This is a genomic window from Maribacter sp., from assembly GCF_049667165.1.
Classification (GTDB): Bacteria; Bacteroidota; Bacteroidia; order Flavobacteriales; family Flavobacteriaceae; genus Maribacter_A.
Genome location: NZ_JBATHS010000034.1, coordinates 1 through 16,635 on the forward strand (window position 1 = coordinate 1; position 16,635 = coordinate 16,635).

A 16,635-nucleotide genomic window follows, 5' to 3' on the forward strand; every position below is an offset into this window, starting at 1 on the left:
AGGGGACGACCGTTGTACCCACCAAGGCAATGATCGTCAATAGACCATCCTCAGGTATTTTGGGAACAAACAAGCCTTTTAAGATGTCAAGCAAATTAGGTTTGGTGATCATTGCCGTTAAAAGAAATGAAAGGCTCATGATGATTACCAAGGATACAAACACTTTTTCCAGCGTTTTATAATTTCCCAGGTACAGAAGCATAAACGCGATCATACCGATAAGATAGGGATAATATACCGCATTTTCCTCGCCAAAAAGGGCATTCAGCCCCAAAGTGGCACCACCGATATTCCCCGCTTCATAGGCCGCATTTCCGACCACTATTGCGGCCAGGATAATACCCAAGAGCAACATTCGGATCCAAGGCGTACTTAATTCATTCCTAATGGCATTGGCCAACCCATTTTGGGTAATTATTCCCAAGCGGGCAGACATTTCCTGTAGGACAATGGTAGCAATGATCGAGAGCAACAAGGCCCATAAAAGGGAAAACCCAAAACCGACACCCGCCAAGGTACAGGCGGTAACCGTTCCGGGTCCGATAAAGGCCGCTGCCACCAATACACCAGGGCCCATTTTTTTGAACATGCTATTCTGAATGGTTTAAAGCATACAAGGCAAAAGTTCCCAACCAATGGGTACCCTCGTAATTATCATCTACAATACTTGACAGGGAATAATTGAGATGTTCATCGGCGATGTGCCGCAAATGAGCATATTCAGGGAGGGTTTTAGCAATACCGTATAAGCACCAAGCCCTACTAAAATTAAGTCCATCGATATGTACCAATTTACCATCGGTTCTATCGGAAACTTTCCCTGTTTCCATCGTAAAGGAAGAATTTGCCATTTCGGGCAAGAACGATTTGAACCATTTTTTAAAGGCATCTGGTGGTAAGACCTTGCGCACCACATCGGCTTCCTGAAGACAAGGGGACAGAAAATCGAATCCACTGGGCTCCCAGCTTAAGGGGCATGCAACGTCATTTAAATAAAAGCGGGTTACGCTGGTTTCCAATACTTTCTGAAGTTCACCTTGGTGGGTTGTTATGGCATAGTCCCATGCCAAAGACATCCCAAAAGCCGTATTGCTATGTTCGCCAACGCGGATAGGATAATTCAATTTGGGAAGAAAATCTATATAACCTTGTACAATAACGTCGACCAAGGGTTGTAGGTTTGCGCTTAATTCCTTGGCCATTGGGTCGTCCCATGTATACAGTTCCTCCGCCAGCTTCAACAACCAGGCCCACCCATAAGTGCGCTCATAGGTTGCATTGCCCTTCATTTTGAAATAGTCCATTTCGAGCTCTATATTCCCCTTTGACAAGTTCTCGATAAGTTTTTCCCGAATCGCCGAGGCGTTGTTTATATCAGGAAATTGCCTTAGAAGGGAAACCAATGACCAATGACCATGGACGGAGGAGTGCCAATCGAAACATCCATAAAATGCCGGATGCAAGGTTTTCGGGTTTTTAAGTTGCGTTGAATCGTGCAATGTTTGACCCAACTTATTGGGATACTCGGTCTGAATACACCCAAAAGGTAAGCTGGCCAACCTATTGGCCTGCATTACATTCAATTTTGGCTTGACCGTTTCGGTGTCAAGGTCAGATTGTGGTTGTGATTTATTTTTACAGGAAGACATCAGCAATACTACAAAAAACAAAATACTAAATCCTGAAGGTTTGAATATCATAATATATCATCTAAAAATGACCTCTAAAGTTAAACAATATATATGAATCGATGATACAACCAAAGTCCAAAAAACTCGGGATATAAAAATACGCGTTTCACCACAATTTTAACATTTTAAAATGCAGTTCATCTAAAAATTTGCCGTTCGTCTAAAAGTAGGGTGTCATACATCGAACATTTATAATAATCATAAAAGTACGGGGTTATAATTATCCCAAATCAAAATCAAAGTAAGTACATGAAATGCTTAGAATGTAGTAAAAAACTCGATTACTTGGAGCACAGGAATTCAATGGACCGATTAGGCGTTGAACTGTGTGGAACCCACCAGACCCGAATGGTCAAGTTGATAGAGAAGAACAACACGCCAGTTGAGGCCATTAAATTGTACTATGGCCTAAAAGAAGCTGGTGTAAATGCCATGTTGGAATGGTGGGACGGTAAAAAATCCATCGATATCGCCATTTCAAGGGTAAAACTGAATATTGAAATCGATGCGGAATATCATATGTTGACCCATGAACAGGCCATCAATGATCTTGAAAGGACCATGCATTCCTTTAAAAATGGATTTACCACCATTCGAATACCGCACGTATTGATCAAACATTATTTAAAGGAAACGGTAAACAACATCCTTGGAATAATGGAAGGACTAAGGGCAAATATCAAAGTGATATAGTCTTTGGCGTAACCTAAAAAAGACAACACCATGCGACCATCAAGAAAAGTTTTGACCATGCCTCTTAGGATCTTGTCCATTGCCGTATTATTCGGTGTGGCCATGAAAATTCTAGCGTGGCCCATGGCTACTGAGCTAATGTTTCTTTCCTTTAGCACTGTCGGACTACTTTACTGTTACCGCTTTTGGAAGAAACCCACAAAACAATTTATGGATTACAACAAACTGATTTTGGTTTCTTTCTGGGCCTTTAACGGTATTTTTAGCCTTTTGGATTTACCTTTTACCATTGTTTTTCAGGCCATTATTGCTATTTCTTTCGTACTCTGGTTCATTTTGGAAGGCGTGACGTATTTTATCCGTGGCGATCAAAAGACGAAAAACAGGTCCATGCTATTATTGTGGAATTTAGCCATGGTATTTGGCACTTTGGCAATAATCGCAGGAAGCCTGCTTAAAATCCTGGATTGGGAATATGCAATTTCCTTGTTGGCCATGGGAATAGCCATTGTATTTGCCTATATTTTCAAAGATTCATTTGCGGGCAATGGTTTGCAGAATGATGAGTCAAATAAAGGCGAATATCAAATGTAAGCCGGGCTTATACCCCTTTTTAGTTGCATGCACTCTCGCATTATAATTACCGATAGCAGACCCGTAATCTTTATTCCGATGGTCTCAAATCACTGTCAATTAAATTGTTTCCCCACCCTTTGATGTAATTCCCTTATTTTCCTGGTTTTAAGAAGCTGCAAAAAAGCAGCGCTTCCCTTTTTGATTCTGAGCTAGATTTATAATATGTTGAAATTAAATGGATTTTGGTCTTATAGGTATTATCCGGTTTAGGGACTTTCAAAACCGTGTATGCGTAATGCGTAACTGATATAACATGATACAAGCAACGGACACGAATCAATACTGTTCATGATATAGCACCATGCAACATCGTTCAACGGTACTATTTATAGGTTTTCCAAATTCTACACAATATACGGTTATAGATAATTATTGCGCTTAATCGAAGATGCGGCCCCACATCGAATTTTCATCCCTTTACACGAACCAAAAAAAGTTTTCTTTGAATTCCGCTGTTATCTATATATAACAAATACAGTCGTATGAACAAGAAAACTACCCCATCTTACATTTTATATGCCTTTTGCGCCTTTTGTTTTATTTGGGCCATATATGTGCTTTTGTTCAGCATATGAATATTAAGTACGGTTATCGATCAAAACTTTGGTGACCAATGGTTGTTAAAAAAGGTAATTCGTAAAGCCATCGCAATGTTCCAAATTATACTATAACATTGAACGTATCGGTTTTGAACGCTAAAAAGTGGTCGCCTTTACAACGCTTTAAATCTAAAGGTCACCTCACAAACCGCCCCGTGGTATTCCCTCCTAAGATATTGGTCACTTCCTTGACCGTAGTTAAGTTGACATCCCCTTCGTAGGTGTGTTTTAAGGCACACGCAGCACTTGCAAATTCCAAAGCTTTGTAATCATCGAATTGTTGTAGTCCGTATATCAAACCGGCCGCAAAGGCATCTCCTGTACCTATACGATCCACAATATGGGTAATATCCAAATCTTGGGTTTCCCTAAACTCGATACCGTTCCACATTCTCGCCCTTATCTTATGCCATGACGAATTTAAGGACGTCCTAATTTTATCGAATACTTTTTCGATAGTGGGGAAGGTTTGCATCAACTGCTTACTCGCTTCGAGAAAATCTTCGTTGGCATAACCAAAATCAGTTCCAAGTACTTCATTGATTTCATTAATGCCTCCTATAAAAATCGTGGAATAGCCAAGCAATTCGATCAATGCTTCTTTGGGATCTTGTCCGTATTTCCATAAACCACTTCGGTAGGTTGGGTCTGCGGAAACTGTCATTCCTTTCTGTCGTGCTAATTTCAATCCAGCCTTAAGGGTGTCAAAAGCACCTTTTGATAATGCCGGTGTAATTCCTGTCCAATGCATCCAGGAACCATTTTCCAAAGCATTCTCCCAATTTATATTTTCGGGTACAATTTGGGAAAATGCGGAATGTGATCTATTGTACGAAATAGCACTAGGTCGCATAACTGCCCCAACTTCCAGGAAATAAACGCCTAAGGGTCTTTCTGATAAGGTGATTGAAGTAGTATCAACGCCAAATTTTCGGATGTATGAAATGGCCGTTTCCCCTATAAAGTCCTCCGAAACCGCACTAATATGTTTTACGTCTCCCCCGAAATTAGCGATGGAAATTGCCACATTCAATTCCGTGCCCCCGAAGTAAAATTCCACACTATTCGATTGAATGAACTTTTTGTTGCTTTTTGGCGAAATCCGCATTAAAACTTCCCCGAACGTTATTATTTGACCCATTTTACAGTTTTGGATTAAAATTAACAAAGCTTAATGAATTAACGAGACCCTTCTTTAAAAAAAGACCTTTTATCAAAATCTTTTTGAAGGATTCATTTTATGGGGAACTAAGCTGGTTTTGTGTTGATAGATATGGTTTTCAACAAAACGAGTACGCACTGTCATAAAATTTAAAGAAAGCTGTACTTGTTTAAAATGTCATTCCTGGTTAAAATGACATGTAACGAATGGTGTCAGAAAGACATTTTGGGTATAATAGGGTTCTTCTTAAAGCCCAAATTACTACCCCAACCACCCTTCTCTATCAAGTGACCGATACTGAATCGCTTCACTGATATGGGTCCCCGTAACTTGTTCGGCAATTTCCAAGTCGGCAATGGTCCTCGCTACTTTTAGAATACGATCATAGGCACGGGCGGAAAGATTCAATCGTTCCATGGCATTCTTCAACAATGATTTGGAGGCATCATCCAACTTGCAATACGCCCGTATCTGCTTCGTGTTCATCTGGGCATTGTAGTGTACGTTCTCCAATGCCTTGAATCGTTCGGTCTGCAGTTCCCGAGCCGCGGTGACCCGCTTACGGATTTCAACACTGCCCTCCCCTTTTCGGTCTTCGGAAAGTTTTTCAAAAGGTACCGGGGTCACTTCGATATGAATATCGATTCGGTCCAACAACGGTCCGGAAATCTTGCCCAGATACCGCTGCATCTCCGCTGGGGAGGAAGTGACGGGTGCATCAGGGTCATTGAAATACCCTCCTGGACTGGGATTCATACTGGCCACCAACATAAAACTGCTGGGGTAGGTCACCGTAAATCGGGCCCTTGAAATGGTTACTTCCCTGTCTTCCAAAGGTTGGCGCATTACTTCGAGCACCCCTCGTTTAAATTCTGGAAGTTCATCCAAGAACAACACCCCATTATGGGAAAGCGAAATCTCACCAGGTTGGGGATAAGCACCGCCTCCGACCAAAGCGACATCGGAAATCGTATGGTGTGGGCTACGGAATGGGCGTTGGCTCATTAAACCCATATTCTTTATCTTGCCCACCACACTATGGATCTTTGTTGTTTCCAAGGCCTCTTGTAAGGTCATTGGGGGCAATATGGAGGGCAACCGTTTGGCCAGCATGGTTTTACCCGATCCCGGTGGACCTATCAAGATGATATTATGCCCCCCGGCAGCGGCAATTTCCATACACCGTTTGATACTTTCTTGTCCACGCACATCAGAGAAATCAAACTCCGGAAAATCCAAATTTTTGTAAAATTCTGCCCGGGTATCCACAATGGTCTCTACCAAGGCTTCGTCTTTATCGAAGAAGTCGATGACTTCCTTTATGTTTTCAATACCATAGACCTTCAGATCGGAAACGATGGCCGCTTCCTTCGCATTGTCCTTGGGTAACATAAACCCGGTAAAACCTTCTTCACGGGCCTTTATGGCTATCGGCAAGGCCCCTTTAATGGGTTGTAGACTACCATCCAAGGAAAGCTCCCCCATGATAATATATTTCTCGAGTTCGTTGGACTGTATTTGACCCGATGCCGTCAATATTCCTAAAGCCAAGGTCAGATCATAGGCCGAACCTTCCTTGCGAAGGTCCGCAGGGGCCATATTGATGGTGATTTTCTTTCCTGGTATTTTGTAACCGTTGTTCAATAAGGCGGCAGCGATACGGTAATTGCTCTCTTTGATCGCATTGTCGGGCAAGCCTACCAAATGATACCCCACCCCTTTATCAACATTCACCTCAACAGTTATGGTGGTGGCTTCTACCCCAAATACAGCGCTACCGAAGACTTTTGTAAGCATATTTTGTCCTTGACTTTTGATAAAAACTCTAAGAGTTGCCCTGACCCCTAGTTTTTTAAACTACTTGCGAACGACACAAGACCGCTCTGCTAAAAGAACTAAGATTTAAGACCATCCCATTATTATGGTGCAAATGGAAGAACATCGTTTTTATGGTCTTGACTCTTGTTTCTTCTGTATATACTCTTTTTTCCTTACTCTTGTGTAGGCCTAAATGTAAGTAAAGATTTTGAGGTGTCCTTAATTTCCTTTTCATTCATCATCATTTTTCTAAATTCACCCTTCACATACATTTCCGCTTGGTCATCATAGTGCTCACTAAACGGATTTCCTGATTGCCCTGTTGGGAGGATGCTCATACTATTCTCAATATCCGAGAAATCAATGATACGCCTCGTAGACGGACCCGCAGTAACCTTATACAGACCACTTTCATCATAATTGAATGCCAGATTATTGATCACTTCGCGTGTACCCTGAACGGGGAAGGGACCTACATTGAAAAATGAACGAAGTGCCTTCACTTGGCCTATGGGGTGCGGATGTTCCAACGTATGTAGTTTGTCCCAAGTCCATTGGTTAGGGTCGACCCCAAAATCATTTTCCAACGATTGTAACGCTTCCATCAAAGAGGCATTGAAGATTCGGGCCTTCGTCTCAATACTGTCTTTCGTAGTGACATCATCCCACCATACCGATTCGGTTTTTGCTGCCATTGGGGCTATCGTGCGTTTGAGCAGATGTGTGGCCAAAAACTGTTGGAACATTTCCTCCCCCAGCTCATCGGCAAATGTATTTTTAAGGAAATAGTACGTCCACCGATGGTAAACGGCTGGTTCAATACTTTTCAGATTGTTTTCCCCTTTCCAGACATTAAGCTTGTCCAACACCATGCGCTGGGAATCGGATAAATCCTTTGCGTTTACAAATTTGTTCAGTTCCTTGACCACCTCTGGATTTGTGGGTGAAACAACATCCGTTATCATTTCCTTTATATCTTCCATTTGCCAATCGTCTTTCGGCTCCAATAAGCTTACAATGCGCTTGGCCCTATTTTCAGGGAGGTAATACCCTGGATATTGAATGCCTGCAATGGAATCGGGTTGATTATTGGCGGAATACACATAGTTCCATGGAGGATTGATCGCTTGGGGATTCTCCGAAAAGTCCAAATAGCGCTCTGGGGCCATTAAATCCGAACTATCTTTTAGGACAAATTTGGTTCGGTTACTGTTGTTGTCTTTATATAGTTTGGCCGAGGCCCACCATGCCACATTGCCTTCCGCATCACCGTACATAATATTCAGACCTGGCGCATGGATTTTGGGCAACGCACTTTGGAATCCATCCATGTTTTTAGCATGAGACATCCCATATAAGGCGTCCATAACCTCATTTTTATGTTGGGTGTAGATCCACCACATGGCAATGGGCTGCTCCCCTTCGACTTGGGTGGCAATACCATTTAAAATGGGTCCATGTTCGCTCTTTTTAAAGGTGAATTCATAACTAGTAGAATCCTTGACTTTAATTGTTTTATGCACATTTTCATAAGGTACCCATCCATTTCTTGATTTATATTTTTCATTTTCCGTTGGATGTGTTTCCTCATAATAAAAATCAATATCATCATTCTGGAACATCGTCATACCATAGGCCAAACTACGGTCGTGGGCCAATATGGGAAATGGTATGCCGCCCATAAAATATCCATATTTCTCATAGGTGGGCGTATTGATATGGGCCTCGTACCAAACCGCCGGTTGTGAAAACCCTATGTGGGGATCATTGGCAAAGATCACTTTGCCATTCTTGGTTTTATCAGGTGCCAATACCCAACTATTGCTGCCTTCGAATAAAGGCAAGGAAAGCGCACCCAATGCCTTGGAAGTCATTTCAGCAATGGAATTCTGAATATTCTCCTCTTTCGTGTTTTTGTAGTTATGTATCCATTCCGTATTGGGATTTACATTTATATCCAAGTCCACTAAATAAGCTTCCCCCAGTTTATCCTTGATATTGGTCAGCAATGGATCCGTTTTATGGGCTTGTGCAAAACTAAAGGCCATATACCCAACGGTGTTGTAGATGTCCCCTAAATCAAAAGGTGCCTTTTCAAGGCCGGTAAGATAAAACTCAATGGGTGTAGGCCCTGCTGCCACAAATTCATTCACCCCATCCAAATACGCTTGGGACAACAGCACCATTTGACTGTTTTCATCCAGGTTCGAAACCGTTTGGTTCGTGGCATCATCGATGCCCAGGGATAGGAAAAACTTGTCGGTATCCAACATTTTGCTTCCAAATACCTCCGAAAGTCGGCCTGTGGCAATTCTACGTAGCAGCTCCATTTGCCATAAACGGTCTTGTGCATGCACGTATCCTAACGTACGAAAAGCATCTGCCTCATTATTGGCATAAATATGGGGGATTCCGTACGTATCGTAATACACCTGGGTCTCCCCTGTTAATTTGGGAAGTTGCATTTGACCTTCATAGCTTGGGGAAAGGGTATTTATAGAGATGCCGGCAAAAAGAGCAGCTAAGGCCAGTACTATCAATAAAACAACTCCGATTCTCTTAATGCTTTTCATTGAATTTATTTGGATTTAAATCGAAAAGATAAGAATAATTGAAGGATAAAAAAAGCACCTCGAAGGGTGCTTTTTTCATTTTTTGTGAAGAACTGATCTTTGCTATTTTACTGAAAGTTCTTTATAGTTTTCCAACCCCTTTAACAGCCAATCCCGGTATGTATCACTATCGGCGCTTTGAATGGCACTGTTCAGCACCTCCAAATTCGGGGATAGAAGCACATAGTAGGGTTGCGATGCCGAATTGAAATTGATGGTCTGAAAGGTACCCCACTTCTCCCCTATGGTCTTAATGGTCTTCACCCGACCCGAATCAAACTTATAATCGAATTGCTCCTCGAGCGGAAGTTCCTTGCGATCATCTATATACAGGGAAATCAATACATACTCTTCCTTCAACAAGGGATATACATCGAGGTCGCTCCAAACGTTTTCCTCCATTTTACGACAGTTGACGCAGGCCCATCCGGTAAAATCCAATAGGATGGGTTTATTGACCGCCTTGGCATGGGCCACTCCTTTTTCAAAATCCTTATAACAATCGATACCCAAAGGGCAATCACTCTCTTGTTGAAATACGCTATAGAAATCAGGGGGAGGAAATCCACTCAAAAGCTTAAGGTTGGTCACCTTGGCCAATCCCAGTCCCAAATAAACCGTAAAAGCCAAACTTACCAACCCCGTTAATTTTCTACCTGCGGATAATCTCTGTTTGGGGCCATCGTGTTTGAACCTAAAAACCCCGAAAAGATAGAGGGTCAACAACACAAAAAGCAAGATCCATACGCCTAGGAAGATCTCCCGTTTGAAAATTCCCCAATTACCGACCAAATCCGCATTGGAAAGGAATTTGAAAGCCAACGCCAATTCCAAAAATCCAAGCACGACCTTTACGGTGGTCATCCAGCCACCCGACTTGGGGAGGGAATTCAACCAGGCTGGGAACATGGCGAACAATGCAAAGGGCAAGGCCAATGCCACACCAAAACCTGTCATTCCCGCTGTAAGGTTATTGGCAACCTCTCCTTCTGCCAAAGTAGTGCTACCGAGTAATCCGCCAAGAATAGGACCCGTACAGGAGAAGGATACAATGGCTAGTGTAACGGCCATAAAGAAGATTCCAATAGTCCCCCCAACTTTATTGGAGGCAGCATCCATCTTATTGGCCCACGAACTTGGCAAGGTCAACTCATAATACCCGAAAAAAGAAAAGGCGAAGAATACGAAAATGATAAAAAAGAACAGGTTCAACCAAATGTTGGTCGCAATGGTATTCAGGATCTGGGAATCGACCGAATCGAAAATATGAAATGGCAGACTCAACAAAAAGTAAATCAAGATTATAAAGAAACCGTATAACACCGCATTTACAATTCCTTTGGACTTATGATGCGAATGTTTCGTAAAGAACGATACGGTCAACGGAATCATGGGGAATACACAAGGGGTCAACAGGGCGATAAGGCCTCCTAAGAATCCCAACCCGAAGACCACCCATAAACTTGATTCGTCATTGTTTTGGCCATTTCCTTCTTGCAATCGATCTCTGTGCTTAAGATCGAGCTTTAGGGCCGTACTCATGGACAAACTTCGGTCATCAACCGTTTTTTCAATGGTCAGGGCCTCACCTCCATCCAACACAAAATGAAAATCCTTATCCACAGCCAAACAAACTTCCTTACAGACCTGGTAAAAGAGATTCACATCGATTTGCCGTACTTCGGGATTCAATAATCTCACTTTCTGGGTAAAAACCGCCTCTTTCTTAAAAAATGTCTCCTCGACCTCGAAAATATCGCTATAGGCCGTTTCAGTAGGACTTTCTTGGGTCTTGCCTACCAATTCGTAATCCACACCTGCCTTTTCGAAGGTAACCTCACTTGGCAAGGAACCTCCATCTGCCGTGAACTGGGAATATACATGCCAACCTTCGAAAATCTTCCCTTTTATAATCAGTTCATATTCAGTATCTGAAATAGTCTTTAATTCCTGTGACCAGGACACAGGGTTATCATCATCTTGAGAAAATAATGATATACTACTGAATATCAATACTATATATAGTAATATCTTCTTCATTAATTTAATACTATTTTTAAAATATATTTGGTCTTTTCCGTTATCTTAAAACGGTCATCGGCACGTTTGCCTACAACCCAAACAATTTTGTTATCCGAACATAACAACCATTGTTTTTCCTTTGAAATGACATCCAATTTTTCATCCTTAAAGAATTTGGATAGCTTTTTACGCCCCCCCATTCCTAACGGGTAAAAGTAGTCGCCTTTTTGCCACTTTCTTAACACCAAGGGATACTTTAACGTTTCTTTATCGACATATAGTACATCAGGGCCTACCGCTTCAATTATATTGACTGTACTTATCCTTAAACCTATTGGAGTCTGAACTTCGGTATCTTCTTTCTTAATTTGAAACGCTTCTTGAAAGTCATCGGCTATGTTCGCCAACAATAAAAAGTCCCTATCCTTCACCAAACGGTGGGTACGGGAACGTACTTCTTTACCGCTCATCGCTGTTAGGAGGTGTTGCAAATCTTCCCACTCTGTAAATCCGTATACACCGAACAAAGCATGAACGTATGCTTTCAAAGGATTTAGGGGCAGAAGCGATTCAATTTTAATACGAATGACATCTCCTTCCTCTTGAAAAATATCCTCTTTTAATTGATTGATATGGTTATCGGCAATAGCTGCAATCTGTTTTAGGAATTCCTGTGTTTCAATAAAGTTGTTTAAAAATGTAGGGTGCAATTCCTTAAGAATTGGCACAATCCCATGCCGAATCTTATTACGCAGGTATTTGGTTTCCGCATTGCTTTGATCTTCACGCCATTCAATATGTTCCTTTTTCGCAAATTCCAATAACTGTGCTCTTGAAAAGGGTAATAAGGGTCTGGCGATTGTTTCTGTTTTAGGAGGTATCCCAATCAATCCCTTGATTCCCGTTCCCCGCGAAAGATTAATGATAAAGGTTTCCAGGTTGTCGTCCAACTGATGGGCAGTGACCAACATTTTGATATGCTGCCTGGCCATTAATTCATTGAACCATGCGTAACGCAGTTCCCTTGCCGCCATTTGCACCGAGATCTTATGACTTTCGACATACGTCTGCGTATTGAATTGTTTGACCCAAATGGGCTTCTTCAACTTTTTCGCCAATTCTCGCACAAATCGCTCGTCTTCATCGCTTTCACTACCGCGTAGCTTGAAATTGCAATGCGCCAAAGAGAAATCAAGTCCACATTGGCAGCAAAGATGGGCCAGTACAACACTATCCACCCCACCACTGCAAGCCAAAAGAAACTTGCTTTTTAATAGTTCCGGAAACTGATTTTCAATATGTTCCTTAAATTCGTTCAGCACGCTGCAAAAATACTTAAAGTTGTTGCTGTAGCCAACTCTGGATACCCTGCAATACTTCTTTATGGCAAAGATCGTGATGTAATTCATGATAACCACCTTCAAACAATTGTAAGGTAGTTCGCCCTGGACTATTTTCGTGGAATTCCTCAGTCCCCTTATAGTCGATTATAAGGTCACCGGTACCATGGAGTAAGAGGGTCTTGACATTCAAGGCCGCAGCATTATTAATAGCCCACTCTCCTGCATCCATGATCGGAAATGAGTACATGGGACTTACCTTATCATGGACCAAAGGGTCCGTTTTATAGCGCGCTACTTCTTCGGGGATTCTTGAAATTCCATTTGGATCTAATCCTGAAGGCAGTGTAAGTGATGGCCAAAATTTCAACATGGCCTTGCCCAACACCATTTTCCATTTTGGGGGTTGAAATCCCAAACGGAGGTATGGGCTTGAAGCGATTATTCCCCGTATATCGGTTTTATTTCGCAACGCATAGTTCAAGACCAAATTTCCCCCCATACTGTGCCCGTATAAGAACAAAGGCTGGTTCACAAATTTAGATTTCGCAAGGTCAATGATTACATCCAACAATTCCAATAGCGCCATATAACTAGGACAATGCCCTCGTTTACCTCCCGACTTACCATGACCGAAATTATCATAGAACACCACCGCAAACCCTGTTTCTACCAAAGCTGGTAAAACACCATCCAAATACCTTCCCGAATGCTCCCCAAAACCATGCACCAGCACCACGACTCCTTTAACCGTCTTAGGAGCCACATAACCCACATGAATTGAAATGCCATGGCTTTTTAACCCAATATTTCGAAGTTCCATAAAGCTTATTTAAAAATCAATCCAATTCTACATATTCGAATTTTCCAAAACCTCACGCATGGCCTTTGCCTTTAGCAAACATTCCTCATATTCCAGTTCTGGTGAGGCCTTTGCCGTTAAAGCACTACCAACGGCATAGGAAACATATTTCTTGGTGGCATTATATAAAATACTACGGATAACCACATTAAAATCAAAGTTGTCATCGGGGGTAAAATACCCAATGGCCCCACTATAGAGGCCTCTTTTAAACGCTTCCAATTCTTCGATCAATTTCATGGCCGAGATTTTGGGCGCACCTGTCATACTTCCCATAGGAAAGCTTTCTTTTATTATTTCTACGGGATGTTTATCCTTTGAAACCTGACCCGTTACGGTCGACACCATTTGATGCACCTGCTCATAAGAATCGATCCTACAGAGTTCCTCAACGATTACGGAACCTTTTAAAGCGCTCTTTGAGAGATCGTTTCGAACGAGATCCACAATCATGATATTCTCGGCCCGTTCTTTGGGATCTTCTTGCAAACGATTTCTCAATGCAGCATCTTCAATGGCATTGGGGGACCGTCTGGCTGTTCCCTTTATCGGTTGTGAGATAATCTTGTTCCCCTGCTTTCGCAGATAACGCTCAGGGGAAGCGGACATTACGAACTTGTCATTGTATTTTATAAAGGTTGCAAATGGGGGTTTTGAAATAGAATTCAGGCGTTCATAGGTCCGTAAGGGATCAATAGAGGTTTCCTCGGCATAAAACTCTTGGCAAAAATTGGCTTCATAAATATCCCCTCGATGGATGTGTTGGAGCATTTCATCCGCAGCACGGAAATACTCATCCTTGAAAATGCGCATTTTTATACGGATATCCTCCGTGGCGGTGACCTCTTGGTACGCGGTAGTTCCTTTGCTTATTGCTTCAAAATCTTTCCCGATGTCATCGGCGATCATATTCAGGTAATTGAACTCAACCACTTTCCCTGTCATTTTGATGATCTTCTTGGGCTGAAAAAACAATAGTTCTGGAAACTCCAATCCATCATGATTGTCGGAGTTTAGATTTTCTATGTCATTCTTAAGATCATAGCTTAGGTATCCAAAAATCCAATCCTTGGTCTCCCTTTGATAGGTCATCAAGTCTTCAAAGGCTCCTTCAGCATCAGTTTGAAGCAGCGTAAGCGCATCGACGCCTAAAATGGCATTGAACGAACTATAACAATCTTGATGTGCGTTGCTTTCCAACCAAACCGTTTCATAAAATTGCTGGGACCATTGGAGCAAATACTCCCGAAAAGTAAATTCATTGGAAATTTTGAATGATGCCGTAGTACGCAAAATATTATAATTCGGAGATAAAGCTGTTCAGGGCGTTAGAATGGGCTTCCTTCAATTGTGGTTCAATAATACCCTCGCCCTCTTTAAAATTCGTATGAAACGATGGCAAGATAAAGCTGGCGATTACTTCGCCCTTAAACCTTGGCAATGTATTCTTCACGTATTCATGCGCACTCATAGCACCTCTTTGCCCCGGGGAGGTTGACATTAAAAATACCTTGGTGTTTTCCAGATATTTTTTATTTGAGCGCGATAACCAATCGAGTAAATTCTTAAAATAGGCTGAAGGACCGCCGTTATGTTCATTCACAGAAAGAATCAAGGCATCTGCATTTTCAATTTTCTTTTGGAGTTTTACCAAGGCTTCGGGGAATCCCAATTGTTCTTCCCGGTCCTCGCCATACATGGGAAAAGTTGTGCTTGCCATATTCATCAATTCAATATCTTGCCCTTGGATCAATGAAACCGTATGTTTTACCAAACTGAAATTAATCGATGAAGATGAATTGCTTCCTGCGAAAGCCACTATTGATGCCATACTAAAATTTATTTGCGTTCGACGAAAATACCCCAAAATACATCGTCATGCGAGTATTTTGTCTAATTTTGCACCCTAAAACATCCAAACACCATGTATTACAAGTATATAGGGGTGATTGTAAATGTAATTTAAGACGTAACAATATAGTTTTTTAACCTTGGAGAAGAAAACCACAAGATTGTATTTTATAGATGCCATGAGGGCATGGGCGATTCTTATGATGTTACAAGGACATTTTATTGATGGCCTTTTAGACACGGCATTTCGGGATAATACCGACCTAACCTATAATATTTGGAAATACTTCAGGGGTATTACCGCCCCGGTGTTCTTCACCGTTTCAGGTTTTATCTTCACCTACTTACTTATTCGCGTTCCACAAAAGGGATTCCAAAACCCAAGGGTGACAAAAGGAATAAAACGGGGTTTGCAACTTATATTCATCGGTTATTTGCTTCGAACCAATCTTTTAGGAATCTTCGAGGGGCGAATCTATGACACCTTTTATTTAGTGGATGTTCTCCATTGTATAGGCCTGTCCCTATTGGGAATTGTTGGGATTTACCTTTGGTCGCAAAGTAAAAATAAAGCTTTTTTACCTGCCCTATTATTGGGAGCAACTGGTATACTTTTCCTGTTTGAACCGGTATATGCCAATTGGTCATTCGGGTTCTTACCGCAAGGAATTGCTAATTTCCTTACCAAGGCCCATGGATCGGTATTCACCATCATACCTTGGTTTGGCTACACCACCTTTGGTGCCTTTATGTCCGTAATGTTTACACGGTACAAGAATCATAAACATTTATATGAATATGCGATTGTATTGACCATTTTAGCAGGTCTGCTATTGATTTTCTTATCGTCAGATCTTTTCTTGGAACTCGCAGACATAACCGGGGTTACCCTTTTTGGGGCCATCGCCCTGAACAACTACCTTTTTATTAGATTGGGGGATGTTTTCATGGTGTTTGCCATATTTATGATTTTTAGAAAAATAATGCAACATCCGACCCTCTTGAAAATTGGTCAAAGCACCTTATCCATCTACGTTATACATTTTATTATTCTTTATGGAAGTTTCACAGGGTTGGGACTGTATCGGTACTTTCACCATGAATTGAGTCCCATGGTGGCCATTTTCGGAGCATTGCTCTTTATGATCGTATGTGCCTTTACCGCCTTGCAGTATGAAAGGAATAAAGCGTGGATCAAATCTAACATTGCATTGGGAGTTACCCATGTGTATCAGAATATAATACCCTGGATTGCTTTTACCCAGAGATTAATCAAGGTCAATGTGGCGAAATTACTTAGGTCGTTTGGCTTACTGAAAAACTAAACCGCTCGCTATCTTGGTATTGAT

General features: G+C 41.7%; 13 protein-coding genes. 3 read left to right on the forward strand and 10 right to left on the reverse strand.

The features are described 5' to 3' along the window. A partial coding sequence (locus WBM98_RS01710) for an Nramp family divalent metal transporter (protein ID WP_424364292.1) occupies positions 1-589 on the reverse strand: 589 nt, incomplete at its 3' end. A gap of 1 nt (position 590) precedes the next feature. Continuing rightward, positions 591-1,700 carry a DUF2891 domain-containing protein gene (locus WBM98_RS01715; protein ID WP_424364293.1) on the reverse strand — a complete coding sequence of 370 codons (1,110 nt, stop codon included), beginning with the start codon at positions 1,698-1,700 and terminating at the stop codon, positions 591-593. A gap of 240 nt (positions 1,701-1,940) precedes the next feature. Between WBM98_RS01715 and WBM98_RS01720 the strand changes: the two genes are divergently transcribed. Together WBM98_RS01720 and WBM98_RS01725 are read left to right on the forward strand one after the other, a co-directional pair. After that, positions 1,941-2,384, forward strand: coding sequence for a hypothetical protein (locus tag WBM98_RS01720; RefSeq protein ID WP_424364294.1), 444 nt, complete (start codon positions 1,941-1,943; stop codon positions 2,382-2,384). 30 nt (positions 2,385-2,414) lie between these two features. Further along, entirely contained in the window at positions 2,415-2,978 is a 564-nt protein-coding gene (locus WBM98_RS01725; protein ID WP_424364295.1) for a hypothetical protein, read from the forward strand. A gap of 777 nt (positions 2,979-3,755) precedes the next feature. On the opposite strand, the gene WBM98_RS01730 is transcribed toward WBM98_RS01725, so the two are convergent. From WBM98_RS01730 to WBM98_RS01765, 8 genes are all read right to left on the reverse strand, one after another. Beyond that, positions 3,756-4,760: a sugar kinase gene (locus WBM98_RS01730; RefSeq protein ID WP_424364296.1), complete on the reverse strand. Its 1,005-nt coding sequence runs from the start codon at positions 4,758-4,760 to the stop codon at positions 3,756-3,758. A 282-nt stretch (positions 4,761-5,042) separates the two neighbouring features. Beyond that, complete coding sequence (locus WBM98_RS01735; protein WP_424364297.1) at positions 5,043-6,578, reverse strand: YifB family Mg chelatase-like AAA ATPase; 1,536 nt, start codon at positions 6,576-6,578, stop codon at positions 5,043-5,045. Positions 6,579-6,772: 194 nt separating this feature from the next. Beyond that, entirely contained in the window at positions 6,773-9,172 is a 2,400-nt protein-coding gene (locus tag WBM98_RS01740) for a penicillin acylase family protein (RefSeq protein ID WP_424364298.1), read from the reverse strand. 102 nt (positions 9,173-9,274) lie between these two features. Beyond that, positions 9,275-11,251 (reverse strand): cytochrome c biogenesis protein CcdA, encoded by a 1,977-nt coding sequence (locus WBM98_RS01745; RefSeq protein WP_424364300.1) that lies wholly within the window; start codon positions 11,249-11,251, stop codon positions 9,275-9,277. Further along, entirely contained in the window at positions 11,251-12,642 is a 1,392-nt protein-coding gene (gene tilS, locus WBM98_RS01750) for a tRNA lysidine(34) synthetase TilS (protein WP_424364301.1), read from the reverse strand. Before tilS ends, WBM98_RS01745 begins: the two co-directional genes overlap by 1 nt. Continuing rightward, positions 12,569-13,396, reverse strand: a complete 828-nt coding sequence (locus WBM98_RS01755) for a lysophospholipase (protein WP_424364302.1) — start codon at positions 13,394-13,396, stop codon at positions 12,569-12,571. Before WBM98_RS01755 ends, tilS begins: the two co-directional genes overlap by 74 nt. Positions 13,397-13,423: 27 nt before the next feature. Beyond that, complete coding sequence (locus WBM98_RS01760; protein ID WP_424364304.1) at positions 13,424-14,728, reverse strand: anthranilate synthase component I family protein; 1,305 nt, start codon at positions 14,726-14,728, stop codon at positions 13,424-13,426. 4 nt (positions 14,729-14,732) lie between these two features. After that, positions 14,733-15,266, reverse strand: a complete 534-nt coding sequence (locus WBM98_RS01765; protein WP_424364305.1) for an NADPH-dependent FMN reductase — start codon at positions 15,264-15,266, stop codon at positions 14,733-14,735. 160 nt (positions 15,267-15,426) lie between these two features. Between WBM98_RS01765 and WBM98_RS01770 the strand changes: the two genes are divergently transcribed. Continuing rightward, entirely contained in the window at positions 15,427-16,611 is a 1,185-nt protein-coding gene (locus WBM98_RS01770; RefSeq protein WP_424364306.1) for a heparan-alpha-glucosaminide N-acetyltransferase domain-containing protein, read from the forward strand. The last annotated feature ends 24 nt before the right edge of the window (positions 16,612-16,635 follow it).